This is a genomic window from Dissulfuribacter thermophilus, assembly GCF_001687335.1.
GTDB lineage: Bacteria > Desulfobacterota > Dissulfuribacteria > Dissulfuribacterales > Dissulfuribacteraceae > Dissulfuribacter > Dissulfuribacter thermophilus.
This window is the reverse complement of record NZ_MAGO01000011.1, coordinates 19,337-43,971: the sequence shown is the minus strand read 5'-3', so window position 1 is coordinate 43,971 and position 24,635 is coordinate 19,337. Positions and strand designations below refer to the sequence as shown.

Annotated in this window: 19 protein-coding genes and 1 tRNA gene; 13 read left to right on the top strand and 7 right to left on the bottom strand. The window is 46.2% G+C overall.

Features of this window, described 5'->3' with window-relative positions; all coding sequences use genetic code 11:
• Nucleotides 1-5: 5 nt before the first annotated feature.
• The 3 genes from DBT_RS09670 (at nt 6) to pheA (ending at nt 1,794) form a co-directional block, all read left to right on the top strand.
• On the top strand, nt 6-281 hold the full coding sequence (locus DBT_RS09670) for an HU family DNA-binding protein (protein WP_067619823.1): 276 nt from the start codon (nt 6-8) through the stop codon (nt 279-281).
• Entirely contained in the window at nt 253-558 is a 306-nt protein-coding gene (locus tag DBT_RS09665) for a MerR family transcriptional regulator (protein WP_067619820.1), read from the top strand. The genes DBT_RS09670 and DBT_RS09665 overlap by 29 nt, the downstream gene beginning before the upstream one ends.
• 147 nt (nt 559-705) lie before the next feature.
• Nucleotides 706-1,794, top strand: a complete 1,089-nt coding sequence (gene pheA, locus DBT_RS09660; protein ID WP_067619817.1) for a prephenate dehydratase — start codon at nt 706-708, stop codon at nt 1,792-1,794.
• Between the two features lie 112 nt (nt 1,795-1,906).
• Here pheA and DBT_RS09655 read toward each other — a convergent pair whose 3' ends face one another.
• A complete protein-coding gene (locus tag DBT_RS09655) occupies nt 1,907-2,629 on the bottom strand; it encodes a tetratricopeptide repeat protein (protein ID WP_067619814.1) in 723 nt (240 codons plus the stop codon).
• A gap of 23 nt (nt 2,630-2,652) precedes the next feature.
• On the bottom strand, nt 2,653-3,120 hold the full coding sequence (locus tag DBT_RS09650) for a flavin reductase family protein (RefSeq protein ID WP_067619811.1): 468 nt from the start codon (nt 3,118-3,120) through the stop codon (nt 2,653-2,655).
• 285 nt (nt 3,121-3,405) lie between these two features.
• Here DBT_RS09650 and DBT_RS09645 point away from each other — a divergent pair.
• The 3 genes from DBT_RS09645 to queA all read left to right on the top strand — a co-directional run bounded on the left by DBT_RS09645 (nt 3,406) and on the right by queA (nt 5,229).
• A tRNA-Met gene (locus DBT_RS09645) sits at nt 3,406-3,482 on the top strand.
• Nucleotides 3,483-3,967: 485 nt separating this feature from the next.
• On the top strand, nt 3,968-4,168 hold the full coding sequence (locus DBT_RS09640) for a DUF2065 domain-containing protein (RefSeq protein WP_067619808.1): 201 nt from the start codon (nt 3,968-3,970) through the stop codon (nt 4,166-4,168).
• Nucleotides 4,168-5,229 (top strand): tRNA preQ1(34) S-adenosylmethionine ribosyltransferase-isomerase QueA, encoded by a 1,062-nt coding sequence (gene queA, locus DBT_RS09635; protein WP_244155350.1) that lies wholly within the window; start codon nt 4,168-4,170, stop codon nt 5,227-5,229. Before DBT_RS09640 ends, queA begins: the two co-directional genes overlap by 1 nt.
• 7 nt (nt 5,230-5,236) lie before the next feature.
• Here queA and DBT_RS09630 read toward each other — a convergent pair whose 3' ends face one another.
• The gene (locus DBT_RS09630) at nt 5,237-5,812 is read right to left on the bottom strand and encodes a DUF6657 family protein (protein WP_067619802.1); all 576 of its coding nucleotides are present in this window, start codon (nt 5,810-5,812) and stop codon (nt 5,237-5,239) included.
• A gap of 456 nt (nt 5,813-6,268) precedes the next feature.
• On the opposite strand from DBT_RS09630, the gene DBT_RS09625 reads away from it, so the two are divergent.
• Entirely contained in the window at nt 6,269-7,882 is a 1,614-nt protein-coding gene (locus tag DBT_RS09625) for a bifunctional aminoglycoside phosphotransferase/ATP-binding protein (protein WP_067619799.1), read from the top strand.
• Here the strand turns inward: DBT_RS09625 and DBT_RS09620 are convergent.
• From DBT_RS09620 to DBT_RS09610, 3 genes are all read right to left on the bottom strand, one after another.
• On the bottom strand, nt 7,838-10,036 hold the full coding sequence (locus DBT_RS09620; RefSeq protein WP_067619796.1) for a heavy metal translocating P-type ATPase: 2,199 nt from the start codon (nt 10,034-10,036) through the stop codon (nt 7,838-7,840). The two genes, DBT_RS09625 and DBT_RS09620, sit on opposite strands and share 45 nt — an antisense overlap.
• A gap of 136 nt (nt 10,037-10,172) precedes the next feature.
• The gene (locus DBT_RS09615; protein WP_067619793.1) at nt 10,173-10,373 is read right to left on the bottom strand and encodes a heavy-metal-associated domain-containing protein; all 201 of its coding nucleotides are present in this window, start codon (nt 10,371-10,373) and stop codon (nt 10,173-10,175) included.
• A gap of 87 nt (nt 10,374-10,460) precedes the next feature.
• A complete protein-coding gene (locus DBT_RS09610) occupies nt 10,461-12,041 on the bottom strand; it encodes a glycogen synthase (RefSeq protein WP_244155349.1) in 1,581 nt (526 codons plus the stop codon).
• Nucleotides 12,042-12,445: 404 nt separating this feature from the next.
• Here DBT_RS09610 and DBT_RS09605 point away from each other — a divergent pair, with 404 nt between their 5' ends.
• Nucleotides 12,446-13,051, top strand: coding sequence for a class I SAM-dependent methyltransferase (locus DBT_RS09605; RefSeq protein WP_067619789.1), 606 nt, complete (start codon nt 12,446-12,448; stop codon nt 13,049-13,051).
• Here DBT_RS09605 and DBT_RS09600 read toward each other — a convergent pair.
• Nucleotides 13,035-13,697 carry a nitroreductase gene (locus DBT_RS09600; RefSeq protein ID WP_067619788.1) on the bottom strand — a complete coding sequence of 221 codons (663 nt, stop codon included), beginning with the start codon at nt 13,695-13,697 and terminating at the stop codon, nt 13,035-13,037. The two genes, DBT_RS09605 and DBT_RS09600, sit on opposite strands and share 17 nt — an antisense overlap.
• Before the next feature lie 584 nt (nt 13,698-14,281).
• Here DBT_RS09600 and DBT_RS09595 point away from each other — a divergent pair.
• The 5 genes from DBT_RS09595 to DBT_RS12135 all read left to right on the top strand — a co-directional run bounded on the left by DBT_RS09595 (nt 14,282) and on the right by DBT_RS12135 (nt 24,549).
• Nucleotides 14,282-17,350 carry a CoB--CoM heterodisulfide reductase iron-sulfur subunit A family protein gene (locus tag DBT_RS09595; RefSeq protein ID WP_067619785.1) on the top strand — a complete coding sequence of 1,023 codons (3,069 nt, stop codon included), beginning with the start codon at nt 14,282-14,284 and terminating at the stop codon, nt 17,348-17,350.
• Nucleotides 17,343-17,957 carry a hydrogenase iron-sulfur subunit gene (locus DBT_RS09590; protein ID WP_067619782.1) on the top strand — a complete coding sequence of 205 codons (615 nt, stop codon included), beginning with the start codon at nt 17,343-17,345 and terminating at the stop codon, nt 17,955-17,957. Before DBT_RS09595 ends, DBT_RS09590 begins: the two co-directional genes overlap by 8 nt.
• Nucleotides 17,957-22,075: a formate dehydrogenase subunit alpha gene (fdhF, locus tag DBT_RS09585; RefSeq protein WP_083186752.1), complete on the top strand. Its 4,119-nt coding sequence runs from the start codon at nt 17,957-17,959 to the stop codon at nt 22,073-22,075. Before DBT_RS09590 ends, fdhF begins: the two co-directional genes overlap by 1 nt.
• Nucleotides 22,076-22,202: 127 nt before the next feature.
• Nucleotides 22,203-24,188 (top strand): selenocysteine-specific translation elongation factor, encoded by a 1,986-nt coding sequence (gene selB, locus DBT_RS09580; RefSeq protein WP_067619779.1) that lies wholly within the window; start codon nt 22,203-22,205, stop codon nt 24,186-24,188.
• Nucleotides 24,189-24,384: 196 nt separating this feature from the next.
• Nucleotides 24,385-24,549 carry a hypothetical protein gene (locus DBT_RS12135; RefSeq protein WP_153304064.1) on the top strand — a complete coding sequence of 55 codons (165 nt, stop codon included), beginning with the start codon at nt 24,385-24,387 and terminating at the stop codon, nt 24,547-24,549.
• Nucleotides 24,550-24,635 lie beyond the last annotated feature (86 nt).

Below are 24,635 nucleotides of genomic sequence, written 5' to 3'. Positions count from 1 at the left end.
GGACTATGGCTACTTTGACGAAGAAGGATCTTGCAGTCCATATCAGTGAAGAAATGGGTTTTTCAGTCCGGGAGAGTAAACGGCTTGTAGATGCCTTTTTTCAATCAGTGAAGGAGTTTTTAAAAGAAGGCGAAGATGTCAAGATCGTCCGCTTCGGGACCTTTTCAAAGATTGAACGTGCCAGTAAATTTAAAGAGGGTACAAAGGAGACTGTGGGCTTTCATCCAAGTCGCTGGCTAAAGGGGCGCCTTAATGGCGGAAAAAAGGTATTACAGGATTAGCGAGGTAAGCAGAATAACAGGTGTTGAGCCACATGTACTTCGTTATTGGGAAAAAGAGTTTAGACAGATTCGCCCACGGCGCATAAAAAATCAACGCCTATATACCAAAAAGGACTTGGAGATAATAAAAGAGATAAAGCGTCTCGTTCATATTGAAGGTTTTACTATTTCTGGGGCAAAAAAGAGGCTTGAAGGCCAAGAGTCGAATTCTTCACCTTTGAGCCAGATAAAAAGAGACTTATTGGAGTTATATAATTTCCTTGCTGAGGGAAGATAGTAGGCCTTCACATAGTACTGCTTTGAACCTCGCCTTGTATTTTGCAGCACCACGTGAAGGTCTTAAAAAAGAGTGATAGTAGCATCATGGCTTTGATGTAGGAATATGGCCATTTAGAGTTGCTGGACCAAGTGAGGGTTTACAGAAATGAAGGACAATGAGGTTAAAAGGCTCCTTGAACTTAGAAAAAAGATCGATGAGATAGACAAGGAACTCGTTTCCCTACTACAAAAGCGTCTTAAAGTGGCTAAGGAGATTGGCGCTGAAAAGGCCAAATTTTCATCTCAACCCCTTGACGTTACACGGGAAAGGGAAGTTTTAAAAAATATCCTCGACATCAATGGTGGCGTCTTTCCTGATGATGGCCTAAAGGTGATATTTTCAGAAATCATCTCTGCGTGCAGAAATGCTCAGAGGCCAGCCAAGATAGGTTACCTCGGACCTGCCACAACCTTTACCCATATGGCTGCCTGTAAATTCTTTGGGCACAGTCCTGAATTCATTCCGCAAAGAAATATCACCGAGGTCTTTGAAGAGGTAGAGAGGGGCCGTACAGATTTTGGGGTCGTTCCCCTTGAGAATTCAGTAGAAGGTACAGTGGCCCTCACCCTAGACGGCCTTCACGATTTCAAGGTTAAGGTAGTTGGAGAGGTCTATCTCCCCATATCCCATGATCTAATGAACAAGAGCGGTAGGATTGATCAAATTAAACGCATACTTTCTCATCCTCATGCCCTTGCCCAGTGCAAGGGATGGTTACAGCGCAATCTACCGGCAGTCCCCACAGAAGAGGTGGTGAGCACTGCCCAGGCAGCAAGGTGGGCAGCGGTGGACCCTGAGGTGGCAGCCATTGCAAGCCCACTTGCGGCACGAACCTATGACCTCCAGATAGTTGCAAAGAGTATAGAGGATTTTGCAGGCAATACCACTAGGTTCTTGGTATTGGGACATTATTGCCCGAGGCCAAGTGGAAGAGATAAGACGAGTCTACTCCTAAGTCTGGAAGACAGGCCAGGATCTCTGTTTAAGCTCTTAAAACCCCTGGCAGAAAAGGGTATAAATCTTACTAAAATTCAATCAAGGCCAGTAAAGGACGAACCCTGGCGCTATCTCTTCTATGTGGATATTGCTGGCCACATTGAGGACCCTGTGGTCAAGGAGGGCGTGGAGGCCATTAAAAAGGGTTGCACCTTTTTAGTGTGGTTGGGGAGTTACCCCATGGGCCTACCCATTTAGGTAGACGTAAGTCTATATCTACAACGAAAAATAGACCCTTATGGAATGCCGGGCATTTAATGAATGCCCGGCATTTTTTGTCTTATAAATTCGCTAGTTGTATTTGCTGAGTTTAAGATGATTTGGAATTTTTTGGTGTCTCATCAGAATGTGCAGTCCTTTTGAGTTCCAGTATCTCAAATTTTACAAATTCCAGGTCTTGTGAACTGGGGTTTTCACTCAAAAAGGTATTGAGTGCCTCTAGGGCCAGATCCTTTTTTCCTACCTCTTTGGCCACCCTTGCCTTGTCTAGCAGGGCAATTCGTTCGATTCCCTGTGCGGACTTTACTGCTTCATCGAATTTTTGAAGGGCCTTTTCAAGTTCACCCTTATCCTCCAATATGTATCCCTGTCCCAGTACTGATGTCTGATAGATTATTGTATTTTTAGAGGTCTTTTTCTCTGATTCTTCAAAGTATTTTAGGGCATTTTCTTTATCCCCGCGGTCTAGATACGCCCTGGCTAATATGGGAAGGGCTATTTTTGAGGCATCGGTGGAGCCATGTTCATTTATGACCTTTTTGAGAACATCAATTCTCTTGTCTGGATCTTTCTCGTAAAGGGCAGTACCTAGGAGGGTAGCAGCCTCTTTCTCTTGATTTTCAGAGTATGCTGAATAACCTGAATAAAGTACGACTCCTAGCACTACCACAATTACACACGATAGGATCTCTCTAGAGTACTGGATTACATATTCTCGAGCCTTAGGAGGAAGAAGGGTCAGTAACTGGCTGAAAAAATATTTAAAATCCTCCTGATTCTCTTCTGCAGGGTTTTTTCTTGGCTCTTCGGTCATCTGTCCTCCTTATACAGAAACTCCTAATTTTTTCCAAAAAAGTCGTTCCACTTAAAGATCAGTGGATTTGCATCCTTATTGAGTTCCGCTGCATCTATTATTGATCCAACGAAGAATATATGATCACCTGCCTCAAATTCGTTTTCTACCTTGCATTCTAAATAGGCGTAAGCATCCTTTAAAACAGGAGATCCATTTTGGGCATAAGTAAATGGGATTCCCTCGAACTTATCTACTTTTCTACCGCTTTTAAAGCCAAAGTGCTTTGCCAATTCAATCGTCCCTTCGGGGAGCGCGTTTAGGCAGAACGTTCCAGCTTCTTTAATGAGTGAATAGGTATGTCTCTGAGGTGCAATGGCTACTCCCACAAGGGCTGGTTTGAATGAGACTTGAGTGACCCAGGCAGCGGTCATCCCGTTTATTTTATCTCCTGCCTTGACTGTTACGACGTAGACACCGGTTGGTGTTGCTCTTGCGATCAATGTTTGCATGTTGCACCTCCTTATACAAAAATTTATACAATAATTAGGGGAGCTTGCCAAGGATTGAATGATCTTAAATTATGAACTTCACAAGATTGGTTGAAGATACAGGGCTGAAGGTGTGCCGAAATAGTACTACAAGGTATTCAAATACCCTCATAACGTAAAAGATGTGGTAAAAATGCGAGTCTTTGATAGGTTCAAATGTCGAGCGAAATTGAGAGTAATTTGTATTTGTCCAACATGTTTCTCTTGACATAATCTGAAAACTTGTTAATAGGTACCTCGCGAAGTGGCGGTGTAGCTCAGCTGGTCAGAGCATGCGGCTCATATCCGCAGTGTCCGGGGTTCAAGTCCCTGCACCGCCACCATTTTTTTTGTCTTCAGTCATTTCAAACACTATCTTTTTCAAAGAAAAACAGCACTTTACTATTTTGCTCTTTTTATTGAATCTCAAATAGTCTCTTGTCATATCGAAATAAAGTGAAGTATCGAAGTGGGGTACATTTTAGATCCTCAATAATATTGCGTTCTCCTTTTCAAAGACTAAGGACATCATTAAGATGTATGTTTAACGCCATTCTGATTTCAGGAGGCACTACTGCCTAGTACCTGCTTCCCAGTTTTCTACTTATATGGTCGTCATAGATATTTGTTATAGATTTCAGAAAACTATGCCAAGAATGAATTTCAATTATTCTCTTTTCCAGGATAGGGGCGATTTTGAAACAAAAAAAACAAAGTTGCAACTGATTGAATTCTATGATATTTAAAAAACATTAAGTGGTATATTCACTGCTTTGGCGTGGAATTATTTGGGTTGGGGTCTCGTTACCAATCACTAGGGAAAAATTAAATGAAATATTTCTTCACCGCATTTGGATTGATGCTTATTTTTGAAGGATTGATATATTTTGCCATTCCAGAGCACATGATCAGATTTTTAAAAGAAATAGAAACTTGGCCCCCAGAAAGACTGAAACTATTTGGTCTGTTCTCCATTTTGACAGGTCTTTTCATCTGTTTCTTGGCTACTAAATCCCAGATCCTAGGCTAGTGAAAGCCGTTATGACCTTCCGTCTTGAAGACTATAATTTTGAACTCCCTGATCGACTAATTGCTAAGTATCCTTTGAGTGAGCGCCATGATTCGAAATTGATGGTGCTTCATAGAGGTCAAGGCAGATGGGAACATCGCAGATTTTGCGACTTACCCGATCTCTTGTCAGAGACTGATGTCCTAATATTGAATGATACCAAGGTATTTCCAGCAAGGTTATTTGGTAAGAAGCCCACTGGTGGAAGGGTTGAGGTAGTTTTACTCAATTTCCCTAGGGTAGAAGAGGAGGGCAGAGCAACTTCAGAGGCGCTACTCAGGTCTTCTAAGCCCCTTAGACCAGGCCAAAGAATCATTGTGGGAACTGATCTTGAAATCGAGATCATGGAGGGGGCAGACGACTGGATAAAAAAAATTTCTCTAATGTATGACGGTGAGCTCTTAAAGGTCCTCGAGACCCACGGTCACGTCCCCCTTCCCCCCTACATCAGAAGGCAAGATGAGGATCTGGACAAAAAAAGATATCAGACAATATTTGCAAGGAATATTGGCTCAGTTGCGGCACCAACTGCCGGACTCCACTTTTCTAATGCCCTCTTGGAGCGATTAAAAGACATTGGCGTCAAGATAGGCTATATAACCCTGCATGTTGGATATGGTACCTTTGCTCCGGTTCGAACAGAAGACATCAGGGAACACAAGATTCATTCTGAATGGATAGACGTTCCATCGAGTGCTCTCCAACTGGTTAGGAGTGCAAAGGCCAATGGTTCCAGGATAATATGCGTTGGTACTACCACGGTAAGGGCCCTAGAGTATGTTTTTAAAGAACATGAAAAAGCTGATTCCTACAGTGGCCCTTGCGACCTGTATATTTATCCAGGATTCACATTTAGGGCCACTGATGCCATCATAACAAATTTTCATCTACCCAAGTCTTCGCTTCTCATAATGGTATCTGCTTTTGCTGGAAGGGAACTAATTCTGTCTGCATATAATGAGGCTGTAAAAGCTCAATACAGATTTTACAGCTATGGGGATTCAATGCTAATCTTACCCTGAGACGCGGTTAGCGTAGAAAACTTTTCATCTGTTCCAGTTGTTGTTCGAACTGAGAGTCTATTTCACCCTTTATCTTTGACCATTCCTGCTGAAACTCTGGAATAGCCTCAACGTCTATGTTTGCAGCAACCTCTGCCCCGTACTGTTGGGCTATTGCCTGTTGGTATCCCCCTAGTTTGGCCTGGAATTGCATCTTCACCTGTTCCTGATACTGATTAATTGAGTGTTCGTACATTTTCAACAGCTCTATTATACGGTCTGTCACCTGTCTGATGGTGCTTCCTTTGAGTTCTATGATGCCTTCAATTGCCTTGTTGATATTGGCCCATTGGTACTTATCCCTTGGAAGGATGATGTTTCTTATAAGGACATCTGTGGCGCCTTCAATGGCCTTATTGATGTTTTCTGGGGGGATTTCCCCGAATCCATCTTTGATCCCCTTAAGTTCACCGTTTATAAAGCGTGCTGCAATCTTTTTGCCTGCATTAATCCACTTTTCCTGTTCGATCTCGTCTTTACTAGCCTTTCCAATCTTCTCTGCCCTTTCTAATGCGATCTCAAGGGCACTTTTAATCTCTCCCATTTTTGATGCGCTCCTTAATTAAAAGATTTTTGTAATATTTTTCTCAGATGTTATTGATTTTTTGTTTTTCTGTAAACCTTTATGCCGGCAAAAAAGCCCTTTAACCCAAATTATGCACTGCGAAAGGGGGCAAAAATGATTGCGGCCCTTCGGGATTGGCGATTTTGCCCAGGTCTCTTTGTTGCTCGGGGCTCGAAGTACCTAAGTACGTCTTCGCCCCTCGCGCCTCGCATCTTGGGCAAACTCGCCAATAGCATAATTTGGGTTTAAGTCCCTGATGATAAAATGTGTGAGTGCCACACTCACACTGTATTTTAAAGAAAAATCCTGCAAATGCCCGGTTTAGTGAATCTCTCACATTAGGCGTGCAGGATTTATGTTTCGTGTTATGCTTCAACCGGTAGAATAATCACGAGCGTAATCTTTATCAACATCCAAAATTAAGGAGTAGACGCAATGGGAACAGTTCCTGAATGGCTTTCAAAGATGAATGATCCAAGTTTCTATCCTCATGCTCCAAGTGATGTAGAGATGGTTCAGACCCATATTTCATGGGTATTTTTAGCAGGAGACAAGGTATATAAAATAAAGAAACCCGTTGATTTTGGCTTTCTCAACTTTACTACCCTTGATAAAAGAGAGCACTTTATCCGTGAAGAGCTTCGTCTAAACAGGCGTCTTTGTCCTGAAATATATCAGCAAGTACTTCCCATAGTGAAAAGATCTGATGGCAGCCTTTGTCTTGGCGATGACGAGGGTGAGGTGGTCGAATGGGTGCTCATGATGAAGAGAATGCCAGAGACTGGCATGATGAAACGGTTAATCACTCAGGAAGAGTTGGAAATAAGACACATTGATATGCTCGTTAGCCGCCTGGTGCCATTTTATGCAAACGCCGAGACCGGAGGCTGGGTAGACGAATATGGGGCTATAGATAAGATAAAATTTAATATTGATGAGAATTTTGAACAAACGAAAGATTTTTTGGATACTCTGTTGGATAGAAGACAATATGATGAAATAATTAGATATAACGAAGAATTTTTTCAAAAAAATGCATCGCTTTTTGAAGGGCGTTTGCGTGAAGGACGAATTAGAGAGGGGCATGGAGATCTTTATTCAGCAAATATTTGCTTTGATGAGGACGAAGGCAAGGTCTATTGTTTTGATTGCATAGAGTTTAATAAGAGGTTTCGCTGTGGTGATGTGGCCTGTGACCTGGCCTTCCTCGCAATGGATCTTGATTTTCATGGCCTCCCCTGGCTGGAGAGGCATCTGGTCAGCGAGTTCTCCAGGCTTTCCAATGACGCAGAGCTCTTGTGTCTCATGGATTTTTACAAGTGTTACAGGGCCTACGTTCGGGCAAAAATAGGCTGTTTCATGGCAAATGACCCTGGCCTAACTAAAGAGGCAAGGGAGCAGGCCGCAAGGGATGCAAGGGACTATATGGCCCTTGCATGGCGCTATGCTGGCGGGACATCAGGGGAAAAAACTACGCTTTTTTGCTTCATGGGCCTTTCAGGTACGGGAAAGTCCACTTTGGCCAAGGCATTTTCAGAGCGAATGGGCCTTGAGGTCTACAACTCAGACGTAATAAGAAAGGAACTCATCTGTGGAATATCCAGTGATGAAAAGAGGATCGAACCCTTTGGGGAGGGTATCTACAGCAAGGAGTTTTCCAGGCGAACCTATAGTTCCCTTAGGCGCCATGCAGCCAAAAATCTCCTGCTTGGAAGGTCTGTGTGCCTTGATGCAACCTATTTGGACGCATCTTACAGATTGGCCCTAATTGAGCTAGAGGACTACATAGACTGTAAGGTCGTCTTCATTTTGTGCGAGCTTGAAGACGAACTAGTAAGGGAAAGACTAAAGTTCAGGGAGATGGAAGGCACTAGTCCCTCTGATGGACGATATGAGATTTATCTCAAACAAAAGGAGGCATTTGTCCCATTTGGTCCAGAGGAGGAAGACAGGGTCATAAGGGTAAATACCAAATCAGACCTTGAGACCAATTTAAACGTCCTGTTAGGCCTTCTTGAGTCTAAGGGAATTGGTCACCACGGTAACTGAACTCATGGCCATTGCAAGTGCTGCCCACATTGGGGAAAGCCTTATGCCGAAATCGGGATAGAGGACCCCTGCAGCAATGGGGATGGCAAGGGTGTTGTAGGCAAAGGCCCAAAAGAGGTTTTGTTTAATGACCCGTATGGTCTTTCTCAATAACTTCATAGCCCTGGGGACAAGCCTAAGATCATTTCTCATGATCCCGATTGAAGCAGCATCCATTGCGATGTCCGTACCGCTCGATAGCGCTATGCCGAGGTCTGATTCTATCAGGGCAGGGGCATCGTTTACGCCATCTCCAACCATGGCCACCCTGAGGCCTTTGGCAGTCATTTCCCTTAATTTAAAGGCCTTTTCATGGGGGAGCACATTGGCCCAATAGCCCTCTAGGGGAAGTGTCCTTCGAATTGTCTCTGCAGCCTCTTTTGTGTCCCCGGTGATCATATATAGCCTGTAACCCATTTGTTTAAGGGCAGTGAGGGCGTCCTGCGCCTCATCCTTTAAAGTGTCCTGGAGCAGGATGTATCCAAGCGGGCCTTTGGACTCCGTACCTATGAAGACAACAGTACCAATTTGAGGCGAGTCCATAATATATTGATATTTTTCAGGAAACAGGCTCAGCTTTCCAGCAAGGAAGGTCTCGTTTTCCCACTTTCCAACTATGCCCTTTCCAGGTACTTCATGGACAGATTCAAATTTACGGGGCTCAATACCCTCTTTGGAGGCCCACTCTCTAATTGCCTTTCCCACGGGATGATCGGAATAGAGTTCGAGACTAAATGCTATCTCTATGAGATCCTTATCTTTTGACCCTTCAAATGTCTTTACTTCAGTTACCTTGAGATTGCCTTTGGTCAGCGTGCCCGTCTTGTCAAAGCAAATGGTGTCTACGTTTGCCCCCTGTTCAATAGCAATGGCGTTTTTGATTAGTATGCCTAGCTCTGCTCCCCTGCCGGTAGCCACCATGACTGCAGCGGGGGTTGCAAGTCCCATGGCGCAGGGGCAGGCTATAACCAGTACTGAAACAAGGGAGAGGAGGGAGTTGGTGATTTTAGGTTCTGGCCCAAAGAAAAACCATATTGCAGCAGAAGCTATTGCCGAAGCAATGACAAAGGGCACAAAATAGGATGCCACCTTATCTGATAGCCTTTGTATATTTGCCTTGGAGCCCTGGGCCTCTTGTACCACCTTTATTATCTGGGAAAGTAGGGTGTCTTGCCCAATTTTTTGGGCCACCATCTTAAAGGTGCCATGGAGATTTGTTGTGCCGCCGATTACCTGGTCTTGGCGAGCCTTTTCAACTGGGATTGCCTCTCCGGTAATCACGGATTCATCTACAGTGGTATTGCCTTCTAGTATTGTCCCATCTACAGGTATGCGCTGAGATGGCTTTACAATGACGATGTCTCCCTGTTTGATCTGGCCAATTGGCACTTCTTTTCTCTGGCCATTTGGCAATTCCACAAGGGCGGTCTTGGGGATGAGGCTGAGGAGTTTGGTCATGGAGGAGGCGGCCTTGGTCTTGGCCCGTTCCTCTAGGAATTTTCCAAATAGCACAAACACGATGATCATGCAGGAAGAATCAAAATATAGATGAGGAGTGGCTCCTGCCCTTATGAGGACCTGGGGAAAGGTCATAGCGAATACAGAATACCAGTAGGCCGATAGACTCCCAAGGCTTACAAGGGTATTCATGTCCGGGGTCTTGTGTTTGAGTGCAGACACGGCCCCTTTTAAAAAGGGATAGCCCACCCAAAACTGTACAGGGGTAGCGAGGGCAAAGATGAGAATTTTTCTAAGCTCTTGAGGGATCTTTGAAACCCACGGAAACAGCCCTTCCATAGAGAGGATGAAGCAGCCAAGGCCAAGCACTGCCCCTATTATCAGTCTAAGGAGGAGTTGTTGCTCCTGGTCCTTGCCCTGTTCCTCCAGTTCTGTGGGAAAGAGCTCTAAGGGCTCTGCACCATAGCCCTCTTTTTCGATGCTACCAATAAGGGTGTGTTCAGACACCTTTGATGGGTCGTACTTGACCTTTGCAAGCCCAGCAGCGAGGTTGACGCTTGCCTCTAGCACTCCATCCATATTTTTTAAGGTCTTTTCCACACGGGATGCGCAAACAGCGCAGCTCATCCCGGTTACCTTGAGTTCTACTTCCTTCATTTGTAAAAAATCACTGTAGTAATAGCCAAAAAGCCATAATACGGACTAACAGACCACGGCTATTGGAAATGTTCAAAGGAGGCCGCTTATATCCTGTAGTTTATACGAAAATACGGTATCTATCAGAGTTTTGATATTATGTTATTGAATAGCCTGCTTCTCTAACAGCCTCTTTTACCTTTTCTTCCAGGCCTTCAGCGCTTGCCTCTACCTTTACAGTGCCTGTTTTTAGGTCTACTTCGCAGCTACTGACGCCATTTATTTCCAATATTGCCTTCTTTACCCTGGCTACGCAGTGCTCACAGCTCATTCCGCTTACTTTTATTGTAAATTCCATTGTATTTTACCTTCCTTATCAATTGGATTCGAAGCTTAAAATAAGCTTTAGCATTCAAAAATTCAATACCCCAAAAAATGAACAGGCTTAGAAAAGCTTAAACCTGAGCGACTCCTTATAAAGTTCGAGATATTTGTCTGCTACCTTATCCCAAGTGTAGTTTTCATATATTTCAAAAATGGCGTTTTGTCGAATCTCTTGGAGCATGTCAGGCCGGCTTTTAAAAAAGGATATTGCCTTTATGATGGTATTGCATAGGGCATGAGGGGTGTGTTCTTCATACGAAAAGCCATTAAAACAGTCTCTTACCTTCACTAGCCCCCCTGTTTTCCTGACAATAGGGATGTTTCCAAGGAGCTGGGCTATGAAGTCCGTGAGCCCGCAAGGTTCATACAGGGAAGGGATTAAAAAGAAGTCTCCTGATGCATAAACGAGGTTTCCGATTTTATCGCTATAGCCAAGGAGGACGCACAATTTACCCTTGAGGTTTGAAACTTGAGCCATGGCCTTTAGTCTTTCTTCGATGTGGTGCTCCCCAGTCCCCAGTATTACACATTGAAATTCAGGCTCTTTTGTGGCCAATATTGTCAATGCATCGCATAGTTGATCAATGCCTTTTTGTTGAGTAAGCCTTCCAATGGAAGTGAGAAGGGGCCTTTTAAAATCAGTGGCTAACTCACCAATGATCTGTATCCCATCGGCCTTCTTCTCTCGAATCAAAGAATAGAGAAGTGATCTTGCTTCTCTTTTTCCATCGAGGTCTCCTGTCATTGGGTCAAAGGCCTTGGGGAGCCCTAGTTCTTCGGGCCTTTTGGGATCATAGGCACTCGGGTCTATACCATTGGTTATACCTTTTAGGACGATGCCCCTTTCCTTTAGGGCGTGGCCTAGCCAGCCGGTTAGGGCATCGAGGTCTGTTTCTTGGAGTTCCTTTGCATAGTTTTCGCTAACAGTATTCATGCACGAATAGGGAGAACACGCCAAAAAAGGATCAAAAGATCCGTTCAAAAGGGAGCTATAGATTACCTTCCATGGAAGACCAGTGATAGCCTTTGCAAATGGCAAATCGAGCACGTCTTGGTGATATCCTATACCTGCGTTGTGTATGGTTACGAGTGCTCCGGTATTCTTAAAAAAGTACCTATAGCCTTCGAGTTCCCTCATAAGGGGTGGTATCAGGGCAGTATGACCATCGTGGCAATGGATACAGTCAGGTGTTTGGCCTGAGTGAGCCGCATAGGCAAGGACAGCCTTTTCCAAGAGGACATTGGTGGCAAAGTAGTCAAAGTGACCCTCTCCCTTTTTCTTTCCTGGATCGAGCCGTTCTTCATACTCAGTATAGGTATAGACACCAAACTTTTCTGAAAAACGCTGGCTCTCCACCATGACGATATCCACTCCATAGAGGCAATTTTTCCAGAATGAGACCTGTTCTCTCCTTTCCTCTGAGGCGTAGTTCATATCCACAATGAGTGAGGGCCCGATATTTTTGAATCCATGGTCTTCTGGGTTGATAAAGCCGTATCGTGGTAAGAATACCTTGACTTTTACCCCCTTGTTATGTAAGGCCTCGGAAAGGTAGCGGCATACATCCTTTATACCGCCTACACCTGCAAGGCCTTCATATTCTCTGGTCACCATCCATACTTTGCAAATATTGTCCCGCATAAACCGAGCCCCCTTTGTGTTTGGAAAAAGCTTATTACCAAAATTGCCCCGCTAGCCCTCTACCTCTAGGCTGACCTTTACCCACTCCTGACACCGTTGTTTTCTGTATATCTCCATATTCAATAACAATGCTCTCAAATAAGAAGTTTTGAGTGTTGAGTTTTGAGTTTTAAGTTGAAGGAATAGGGATATAAAAGGCTTTTTCCTTGAACTTAACACTTAAAACTCAAAACTCAACACTTACAGATTGGCCTTTTGCCATGAAATTGGTTGTTTCTCAATAAAAGGTGAGTTTTTTAATTGGCTAGTCTACAGTTTCAATAAAGGCATTGAGAAGTGAAAAGGATTGCGTTAAATAATCTGGATCAGAATACGTCCCAAAAAATGGAGGGAATAGAGATATTATGGCCAACGGACTACGTCTAGCTGGTAAAAAAGACGAAAAGATAATATTCTTTCAGCAATTTTTAAAACACCCTTTGCAGATAGGGTCAGTTATCCCGAGTTCACCATATTTGGAAAGACGCGTACTTGATATGGCAGAGGTGCGCACTTGTAAGACTGTGGTGGAGCTTGGTTCAGGAACAGGAGGTACTACCAAGGCAATCCTTTCGTGTTTGCCTAGAGATGCAAAACTCCTTAGTATTGAGATCAATCCACAGTTTCATAGTTTTGTTAAGACAATTGATGATCCAAGATTGATTGCGCACTTGGGGAGTGCAGCGGATCTCGGGAAGATTTTGGCCCAATACAACCTGCCAAACCCTGATGCAATCATATCTGGTATCCCATTTTCCACAATGCCAGAAGAGCTTGGAAAGCGCATAATCCAAGAGATTGCCAGGTGCCTTGCCCATGGTGGTAGGTTTGTGGCCTACCAGTTCAGCAGCAAGGTGTCTCACCTGTGCAATCCCGTACTTGGACCATGCAAAAAATCAATGGAAATCCTGAATATCCCACCTATGAGGGTATATAGGTGGGAGAAAAACGGCTTTAAGCCACAAACGTAAGGATTTCCTCAACTGGTACCCTGTCTGTCCTCAATTGATTATGTGGTGCCTCCATGTTGGGGTATCCTATTGAAAGGCCCAGAACCAGGCGTTTGGACTCAGGGATACCTAAGAATTCCTTTGTTTCCTTTGCATAATCAGTTGTGAAGGCCTGGGGTACTGTGCCGAGTCCCTTAGCATGTGCAGCAAGCATGAGGTTCTGGGCAAAGAGTCCTATATCAAACAGTGACCAAAGAGGAAGGTCCTTGTCTTGATATAGATAAATCGCGTGGGGTGCCCCGTAGAAATTAAAATTTGCCTTTTTCGCCTTTTTTATCACTTCTGGGTCTGCCAGATTTATTCCAGTTGCCTTGGCCCTCTGGGAATAGAGGTGATTTATCCTGGCCTGTTGGGTTTCGGGCCATACTGTGGGCTCAGGTATATCGGGGGTGGGCGGTGCCCCTTTTTCCAAGAGATCTACGAGCATCTTGCTCAGGGCCTGTTTTTTCTCTCCTGAGATGATCATAACCTCCCAGGGCTGGGTATTCTTATATGAAGGACTCCATGAGGCTATCTCGACCACCTCTCTCAACAGCTCTTCGGGTACTGGATCAGGAAGATAAGCTCTTATGCTCTGTCTGGTCTTGATACAAGTGATAGCGTCCATAATATTTTCCTCCCTAAGTTTTAATTTCCAATGATAGGGTAGTATGCCTTGTTTTTCTCTAATTTTAAAGGGTTAAATACAGTCTAACTAACTATAGATTGACTCCATTTTTAAAAGCTGTTTTTTAACGATAGTACTGGTTCCTAAATGACGTTGCATCATGTTCAATTGTAATATCAGAAAGTTAGCTCTCATCTAGATTTAAGCTCACGCCGTCTTTTAATAAATTGTGAAATGTCTGACTTTGAGGCAGCAGTTATGCGGAGTTAAAAGAAAGTTGACAGTATATCATTTTATGATACGTTCCTCTTTCTATAAAAAGCGAAATCTTATAGTCGCTGTAATCCCTTAAAAGGAGTAAAGACAGATGGTTTATAAGTATTATCAGCCTGTTGAATGAGCCTTAGCTCAAAATTCAACAGGTCTGGTTCAGACCACTATACAACCTATTGGCGTTTTCAGCCGTCCTTCCACGTTTTCCCACCTGTAATCAAATCCTGACATAAAACCTCTCAGGCGTGGCGAGGCCGGTTGAATCGCCATGCTAACAGATGCAGGTCTTCTGCATCCATGGGAGGTGTCATATGAAATGCAATAATAGTTCTAATACTCCTGTAACCGGGAGCGTCCTGGTTATTGGAGGCGGTGTTGCAGGGGTGCAGGCATCCCTTGACCTTACAGAATTGGGGTACAAGGTCTATCTTCTCGAAAAAACGGCATCCATAGGGGGTGCCATGGCAAGACTCGATAAGACGTTCCCCACCAACGACTGTTCCCTTTGTATCCTGGCGCCAAAACTGGTGGAGGCAGGACGAAATCCAAACATTGAAATCATCACGAATGCCGAACTTATTTCCCTAAATGGCAAACCAGGTTCTTTTACTGCAAAGGTACTTGTAAAGCCGAGATTCATAGACGAAACCGCCTGTACCGGATGCGGGCAGTGTTCACTTTACTGTCCTAGAATCATAGCAGACCAATACAATGAACGTTTGGAACTGGCCCGCTGCGCGCACATAGATTATCCCCAGGCAGTACCAACAAGTTACTATATAGATGCAAAGGCCTGTTTACGCGTCAATTATGACTCCTGTGGGCTATGTGCCTCTCTATGCCAGAAAAAGGCAATAGACTTTGATCAATCCGAAGGGATACGAGAACTCAATGTGGGAGCTGCTATTGTCGCTCCTGGCTTTGGCCGCATAAAGGAAGAGTTCTTAGAAAAATTCGGCTGGGGTCTCTATGAAGATGTTTTGACTGCCTTTGAATTCGAGCGTCTAATGTGCGCAAGTGGCCCCACCAATGGAGAGATCGTTCGAATTTCAGACGGACGGCATCCAAAACGTATTGCGTTTCTCCAGTGTATCGGTTCTCGAGATGAACGTTGCGGCAACAATTACTGTTCCTCTGTATGCTGTATGTACGCCATAAAAGAGGCGACCATGGCCAAGGAACATGACCCAGATGTGCAAATCACCCTCTTTTATATGGATGTACGTACCCACGGTAAGGGGTTTGATGCAGCTAGAGAGCGTGCCATCAGAGAACACGACCTGAGGATTGTCTATGCCCGTCCTGCGAGGGTTGAACAAATAGATGGACAGCTTCTGCTCACCTATGTGGCAGAAAATGGAAGGAATTTTCATGAATTCTACGACATGGTTGTCCTGACTAATGGACTGGAGGCTGTCGAGGATGCTGAAAAACTCTCAGAATCCACAGGAATATCTCTCAATTCCTACAATTTTGCCTACACAGGTATCTGGTCGCCACTCAGCTCCGATAGAGAGGGTGTATTCGTAGCAGGGGCATTCCAGGGCCCGAAAGACATACCCGACAGTGTAACCCAGGCGAGCGGAGCCGCCTCACTCTGTGCAGGTCTGCTCAAGGAAGCTAGGGATACAGAGACACTATCAATCACCTATCCTGAAGAACGCGACGTTTCCAATGAAGAACCGCGGATAGGGGTGTTTGTGTGTAGCTGTGGGATCAATATAGGAGGCGTGGTAGATGTCAAGAAAGTCCAGGAATACGCCCGTACACTTCCCGGAGTAGTGTATGCCACTGACAATCTGTACACCTGTTCCCAGGATACCCAACGACACATTACCGAAATAATAAGAGAATACAATCTCAATAGGGTAGTAGTGGCGGCATGTACCCCAAGAACCCACGAACCTCTCTTTCAGGCGACACTGAGGGCCGCTGGGCTTAACCGGTCTCTTTTTGAGATGGCCAATATAAGAGACCAGTGTTCCTGGGTCCACATGAACGAACCGCAAGCCGCCACGGAAAAGGCAAAAGATCTCGTTAGGATGGCCGTGGCAAAGGCCCAACATCTCGCTCCCCTACCAGAGCAGGAACTTCCGGTGGTCAAATCCGCCTTGGTAATCGGCGGCGGAGTGGCTGGTCTCACGGCAGCCCTCACCATAGCAGAACAGGGCTATTACTGCACCCTAGTGGAACGGGAACACAGGCTTGGAGGCAGGGCCCTTGCTCTCACAGCAGACAGGCTGGGAAATGACCCCAGACAGGAGGTTTCAATGCTCATAGAAAAGGTCAAATCCCATCCTAAGATTAGGGTCTGTACAGGGGCTGTATTGTCTTCAGTCTCGGGTTATGTGGGGGATTTCCGTTCCACAATCTCAATCGGTTCCAAGACCGAGGAGATCAGTCACGGCGTCATAGTCCTTGCCACCGGGGGCCGACCCTATATACCCAAGGGAAAATTTTTCTATGGTGAGTCATCCAGAGTCATTACGCAAATTGAACTGGAGGAAAGACTCGCCTCACGTCGTCCCTTACTTCCGGGAACGAAGCACATAGTAATGATACAGTGTGTGGGTTCCAGGGGGAATGACCTTTCATACTGTAGCCGTGTCTGTTGCGGTCAGGCACTGAAAAACGCCCTCCGGATAAAGAAGCTGGCCCCGGATATTCAAGTAGTCATTCTGTACAGAGACATGAGGGCCTATGGATTTATAGAGGATGACTATCGTGAGGCGAGGCGCAAGGGAGTGATATTCCAGCGTTATAGCCTGGAAAATCCGCCAAGGGCATCTCTGCAAAAAGATGAAAAGAGTCCGCTTGCTGTCTTGGTCTGGGACTCTCTCCTTAATAGGGAAATCGAGTGGAAGGCTGATCTATTGGTCCTCTCAACCGGAATTGTGCCGGAAGATGTACAGGACATCTCAAAAATACTCAAGGTACCTACGACAGAAGACGGGTTCTTCCTCGAGGCCCATGTGAAGTTGAGGCCTGTGGATCTGGCAGTGGATGGGGTCTATGTATGTGGCCTTGCACACTCTCCACGCTCCATCGATGAAAGTATTGCCCAGGCGCAGGCAGCGGCTGCAAGGGCCTGTCTGCCTCTGGCGAGGGGAAAGGTGGAACCAGAACCAATTGTTTCCATGGTTGACAAGGAAAAATGTATCGGCTGTGGCGCATGCGAGCAGTTTTGTCCGTACAACGCGATTCGCATCTACAAGGAAGGAAAGAGACGAAAGGCCTCAACCCTTGCCGCATCCTGTAAAGGTTGCGGCATATGTGCCGCTCGTTGTCCTGTGTTGGCCATAGAAATGGGCCGTTTCACTTACCATGGAATCATGGCGCAGATCCACGCTTTCTCAGGAAAGGAGATAGAAAATGAATAAACAGAGACAGGAACCCAGAATTCTCGGTTTTCTGTGCAATTGGTGTTGCTATACTGCTGCGGACTCAGCCGGAGTCGGCCGGTACCAGTATCCACCCAATCTCAGAGTCATTCGCATTATGTGCACAGGGAGACTTGATCCCTCTTTCCCTCTGGAGGCATTGGCAGTCGGTGCTGATGGAGTTTTTGTTGGAGGCTGTCATCCAGGGGAATGTCATTACCAATCAGGAAATTATCATGCCCTAATAAGCGGTTCTCTGGCCCATGAGGCCATGAGACGTATAGGGGTCAGGCAGGAGCGCCTTCTCATTGAGTGGGCATCCGCAGCAGAAGGCCCCAGGTTTGTCAACATAATCACCGAATTTACCAAGAGGATTGCCGAACTAGGTCCTCTTGGACAGGCCGAAGGCGTAAAGGAAGAGCGGTTGAGGCAACGGCTTCTCGAGGCAGCCAACGCCGCTCGAGATGTAAAGTTGCGGACAGGACTCATAAATGCTGCCAAGGATCTCCTTAGGTCCGGCGATTTTAGCAGAAAAAATATAGCCTCTATAGTGAGAGCCAGGTGTGAAAGGACTCTTTCAGCCAATTTTGGAACCGGAGGGACATAATGAATGTTACAGATAAAGTGATAAACCTCTTGATAGATGGGAGAGAGGTCACTGCCCGACAGGGCATGAGCGTCCTTGAAGCGGCAAGAGATGCAGGGATCGAGATTCCGCACCTGTGTCACCTCCCTGGTAAGGATGATTCCAAGAGGCCATGTCTTCTGTGTCTTGTGGAGATTGATGGTGAATATGTTAGGGCATGCCGCACTGAGGCAACAGATGGAATGGTTGTGGTAACCAAAGATCCTAAAATTTTGGAGCAAAGAAGACGTAATCTGGAAAAACTGATTTCTCATCACTATGGAGACTGCAAGGCCCCCTGCAATCTCACATGTCCTGGTGGCATCAACGTTCAGGGATACATTAATCTCATCGCAAGAGGCGAATATGAGGCAGCACTGAGGCTCATTAAGGAGAAGAATCCCCTGCCGCTCTCTGTGGGGAGGGTGTGCCCGAGATTTTGTGAGACTAGGTGTAGGCGTGTCCTGTTGGATGAGCCCATTAGCATAAATCATCTCAAGAGGTTCGTGGCAGATTACGTTCAGGCCAAAGGTGGTTTGAAAGAACGGCCAGGGGAATCTACAGGCAAACGTGCAGCCATTATTGGTGGTGGACCCGCTGGTCTTAGCTGCGCTTATTTTTTGAGAAAGCTCGGCCATGACGTAACCATCTTCGAGGCAGAAAAGGAACTCGGTGGGCTCCTGAGATACGGGATTCCAAACTACAAGCTCCCCACCAAGGTAGTGGAACAAGAGGTACAGAATATCTTGGATCTGGGGGTGCATGTAAAGGTTGGAAGGCGATGGGGAGATGATTTTACCTTAAGTGACCTCAAAGATCAGGGTTTTGATTCTATATTTATTGCGGTTGGGCTCTCGAAGCAAAGATCCCTTTCGATCAAGGGCGGAGAGTTTGCCGTAGATGGCCTTGAGCTCTTGAAAAAGATCAATCTCGGCAGGCAAATCTCTCTCGGTTCAAAGGTCCTCGTAATCGGTGGTGGAGATGTGGCAGTGGATGCCGCGCGTTCAGCAAGGCGTCTTGGTGTAAGGGATGTTACTGTTGTGTACGAGAGGAGCCGAGTGGAGATGCCGGCCCAGCAGCGCGATGTGGAAGAGGCAGAAAAGGAGGGGGTACAGCTATTCCTCATGGCCACGCCTCTGTCTATTGAGCGCATGGACAATGGTAAGGTGAAGGTCATAATGGCCAGGACGGTCCTTGGAGAGCCAGATGAGAGGGGCAGACGTTTCCCTGTTCCCATGCCAGGCTCCAGGCTCGTGTGGGAAGGGGATGCAGTGATCTCAGCACTGGGTCAGGAGGGTGACGACACCATTTCCACCTTTGGTGACCTGGAAGCAAAATTGAAATTGAGCCCCAAAAAGACAATAAAGTCCAATCCCAGCACCATGGCTACGAATATCCCAGGGATTTTTGCCGGGGGTGACTGTGCAAGCGGGCCAAGGACTGTTATTCAGGCGGTTGCAGCAGGAAGGCGCGCTGCAGAGGCCATGCATGAGTACATGGTTGGGGAAAAGACAGGTATATCTGAGCCGAGATTTAATTTTACCAAGGGTAAGCGCTTTGAAGACGTCGATATGCACAACTATGATGGTTTTACAGTGAGCCTTGCCCAATCCATGCCTGAACGTCCGCCTGAAAGGCGCATTTGTGACTTTTTTGAGGTTGAACTCGGCCTTACCGAGGAGATGGCCAGGCGTGAGGCAGCGAGATGCCTTCAGTGTGGCTGTCTGGGGCTTTCAAAATGTACCTTCCGTACACTATGCGCCGATCACGATCTTGGGGTAAAAAAGGCCCTGAAACGGCTTCATTATCCCCTGGACAAGACCCATCCAGCCATTTTGATAGATCCAAACAAGTGTGTGTTATGTCACAGATGTGAGCAGACCTGTGAATCAGATGCCCTGCGGCTGGACTATATTGAGGAAGATGGCTGCGTCAGGGATAAGTCCATAGTGATAAACTCCAACTGCGTCTCGTGCGGAGCCTGTGTCGATACATGTCCCACAGGTGCCCTTACGAAAAAGGATCTTGGTGTCCCCTTACTACCAGGTGAAGCCGATGTCACAAAGAGCGTATGTACTTACTGTGGAACAGGCTGCAAGATAGAGATCCATTCAAAATGTGGTGTAATTGTGGAGATAAAATCCGATCCTAGGGATGCTCCAAATTATGGTGACCTGTGCGTAAAAGGTAGGTTCGGCTTTGATTTCTATCGTCATCCAGACCGTCTGACAAGGCCGATGATACGTGAAAGCCGTGAGGATAAGTTCAGAAAGGTCTCTTGGGAAGAGGCAATAGACTTTGCGGCTAAACGCCTTATGGAAATCAGGCAAAAATACGGGCCCAATGCAATTGGAGTAGTTTCATCCTCAAGGTGTGAAAATGAAGTCAATTATCTGGCGCAGAAGTTTGCCAGGGCGGTAATTGGCACAAACAATATAGACAACTGTGCCAGGGTCTGCCATGCACCGTCTGTGACTGGTCTCAGGATAGCCCTGGGGAGTGGTGCTGCCACAAATTCTCTTAGGGACATTATGGAGGCAGAAGTCCTGATAGTATGCGGATCTAATACAAGCGAGGCCCATCCCGTGGTAGGGATGATGATACGTAGGGCTGTAGCCAATGGAACAAGACTCATAGTCATAGATCCAAGGCGCACTGATCTGGTCTCAATTGCAGATTATTGGCTCAGGCTGAGGCCCGGCACCAATGTCTCGCTTTTCAACTCCATGCTCCATGTCATATTTGACGAACACCTAGAAGACAGCGAATTCATCGCAGAACGCACTGAAGGATTCGAAAAGGTCAGGCAACATGTAAAGATGTTTCCTCCTGAGATGACGGATGCCATAACCGGTGTTTCGGCTGAACTGCTGAGAGAGGCCACCAGGTGCTATGCAGGGACACGTAAAGGCATGATCCTTTATGGCCTTGGAGTGACGGAACACCGTGATGGAACAAACAGTGTGATGGGGCTCGCCAATCTGGCCCTGGCCACTGGCAATGTCGGTAGACCAGGCGCTGGCATACTGCCTCTCCGAGGTCAGAATAACGTCCAGGGCGCGTGCGATATGGGAGCGCTTCCCATGGTATATCCCGGCTACCAGGACGTGGATGATGTACAGACGAGGGAAAAGTTCGCCAAGGAGTGGGGTACAAGTGTCCCCGAGGGCCCTGGACTTACCGAACATGAAATGTATCAGGCTGCAAGAGAGGGGATGTTTAAGGCGCTCTACTGTATCGGCGACGACCCCATGCACACCCAGGCAAATATCTCCGCTGTCCGCACCGCATTGGCCAGCATGGAGCTAGTAATAGTCCAGGATATTTTCCCTACAGAGACCATGAAAATGGCGCACGTTGTCTTTCCTGCTGCCTGTTTTTACGAAAAAGACGGTACCTTTACAAATGCCGAAAGAAGGATTCAAAGGATCAGAAAGGCTGTCGAGCCACCGGGTGAGGCCCTGCCAGACTGGAAGATAGTATGCCTTCTTGCTCAGAAAATGGGATATTCAATGTCTTATACAGATCCGGCAGAAATAATGGAGGAAATCGCTAAGGTAACACCAGTGATGGCCGGTGTTCATTACTGGCGCCTCGAAGGGGATGGACTTGTCTGGCCATGTCCCCACGACACTCATCCAGGGACGCCCCTTTTACACAGCAATGCCTTTACAAGGGGCAAGGGGCTTTTTTCAGTACTGTTTCACTCTGGTAGCATGGAACAACCTGACAGTGAATATCCTCTTGTCTTGATCACAGGGCGTCGTCTTCCACATTACAATAACGGCTCTATGACCAGACGTTCAAGAGTACTCAATACGATTTCTCCGGAGGAATACGTAGAGATTCATCCTGAGGACGCAAGGCGTTTCGGTATAATGGATGGCGCGATGACATGGGTGGAATCGAGACGTGGAAAGGTAGCGGTGAGGGCAAGGCTCACCGCAAAAAGCAGGCCCGGAACCGTGTTTATGGCATTTCATTTCCAAGATGTGCTAACCAATCTTCTTACGAGCCCAGCATATGACGAGATCTCTCTCACTCCCGAATACAAGGCCTGCGCAGTCAAAATTTACATGGCAGAGACTGATAAGACATAGGATGTAATCCAAATGGGGGCGATGGTACCGGTGTGCCCCACGGGCTGCAAACCCGTTGGCCCTGTCTAATAAACAGGGAGGAGGTTCGACTCCCCTCGCCCCCTTTTGTACCTGAAACGGAGGGTATATGACCAGGTCTCTGATAGTCGGTGTTGCGGGTCATGTTGACCACGGCAAGACTTCTCTTGTAAAGGCACTTACAGGTGTCGATCTTGATAGGGAGCCAGAAGAGAAAAGAAGAGGGCTTACGATAAATGTCGGGCATACTACCCTTGACCTGGATTCAGGTACGATCTTCTTTGTCGATGTCCCAGGGCATCAGGCCTATCTTCACAACACCGTCCGGGGGCTGTGGGGAATCGAGGCAGCGATCCTTGTAATAGCGGCTGACGAGGGCGTAATGCCTCAGACCCTGGAACACCTGTCCGTAATTGAAGCCATAGGTGTTTCAAAAGGGATCGTTGTGATAACCAAGGTCGACTTGGTAGATGAAGAAATCCTGCCTCTGGCGGAGGAAGAGGCAAGAAGACTTGTAAAGGACACGTTTTTAAATGATGCTCCCATTATACATTTTTCCTCCAGCACAGGAACTGGCAGGCTTGAACTCACGAGGGCCTTGGAATCTATATTGTCAGGCAATTCTCCCAGTCATGAAGACAGGCCGTTCATGATGCCAGTGGACGGAGTTTTCCCAGTAGCCGGTTATGGAACAGTGGTCACTGGCTCTATAGCCTCTGGAAGGATCTGCACTGATTCGGAAATAGAGATATATCCCTGCCATGTACTTGACAAGGTCCGGTGTATACAAACAGGCAGGAGGTGGACTGATTCTGTTAAAGCTGGCATGCGGGCTGGAATCAATCTAAGACGCATCAGTCACACCCAGATAAAAAAAGGAATGGTGCTCGGACAGCCAGGTCGTCTCGCACAGGGAAGGTTTTTCAACGCAGAAATAAGGTTGAGAGACTATGTAAAACAACCCTTGAAGAATTACTCCACAATACGCGTATTCTGCGGTTCTTCCCATAAGTTGGCAAGGCTCGTTCTAATGGATAGAGAGGTCCTTATGCCAGGAGACAGGGGATTTTGTCAGTTGAGGTTTAAAGATGAAGTTGCTGCCCTTTCTTTTTTCCCTCTGGTAATAGCGAGCCTTTCTCCTGTCCGCATCTTGGGTGGAGGCCTTATATTGGAGGTATCAAGACGCAAGTGGCGGACCAGAGACCAAGAAAGAGTGGACTATCTGAGACTTCTGTCTCAGGGAGAAGCTCCTGACATCGTATTGACTATTCTTGAAGAGAGTTACACGACTCCCATTGAGCTGGAAAAAATTGCAATAACCTCCGGACGTTCCCTCCAGGAGACAAAAGATCTTATGATGCAACTCGTAAAAAAACACAAGGTCCTATGTATAGGGGAAAGGTTTTATTTAAGAAGGCATTTTGAGGCCCTAATTCAAACGGCCATAGACATGGTATCAGATTTTCACCAATCACACCCGGATCATCTGGGCATCTCTCTAGAGGAGATAAGAAACAGATTTTCTACACTGGACGGGCAACTGAAAGATGTGCTTCTTGAGACCCTCAGACAAGACAAAAAATTGGAACCAGTGGGAAGTGACCGGCTCAGACTAGCAGGATTTAGACCACACCTACCCAAAAATCTTCTGGAGATCTCCCATTACATTGTTTCCCTTCTGGAAAAGATGGAACCCAAACCCGTTACTCTTTCAAATATTTTGGAAAGATTAGGATCACCTAACGAGGCCGATGTGCGGCGAGTTTTATCGTTTCTGATCCGTACAGACAAGGTCGTCAGGATTTTTCACGCAAAAAAGGGAAACAGAGAGGAGTTTATAACAACAGAATACCTCGAAAGGATAAAAAGAGACGTAGAGAAACATATATGCAGCAATGGCAGACTTACCTTTGATGATACTGCAAAGGTAATCCCCATAGGCAGAGTGCGATTCAACATATTAGATTACCTCGACTCAATCGGATTCACCAGAAGATTAAACGACATGTCACGAGTTATGAATGAGCCCAAATCATTGTCAGGACGAGGTCCTCACCGATTCTCTGGAGAAAAAAAGGGTCATTCGTTACAGTAGAAATCGCAAAATTCCTAGTATATTCCAGACAAAAAAATTCAAAAGTCTAGCAGGGAAAATAGTATATTTTTTCTTTGAAGCAGTCACCCTATGCCCCCCTTGACTGTCGGAGGAATGGGATAAATATACTGATAAGAGACACATATGGGGTTGAGTTTGTCATAGTAAGTGGCCACCAGGGGATTTGGTGGCAAGAGTGGCAAAGTTTTCACACGGCTATGGAGCATTATCCCGGATTATAAGGGAAGCACTTTTGACAGGACTTCGGGACATAGGAATGAAGTGGAGAGGCTATGCCTTTAAGGGACGAGTCTCGAAATTGGGGCTAGCCTTCCCCAAGGCTACACTCTCATCCTGGTAGGGGTGGGGAACTCAAAACAACTATTGTGTGAGTTCTTTTATCACCAGAATCGTAGATTCAACTTGAATCTACGAAAATTACATGAA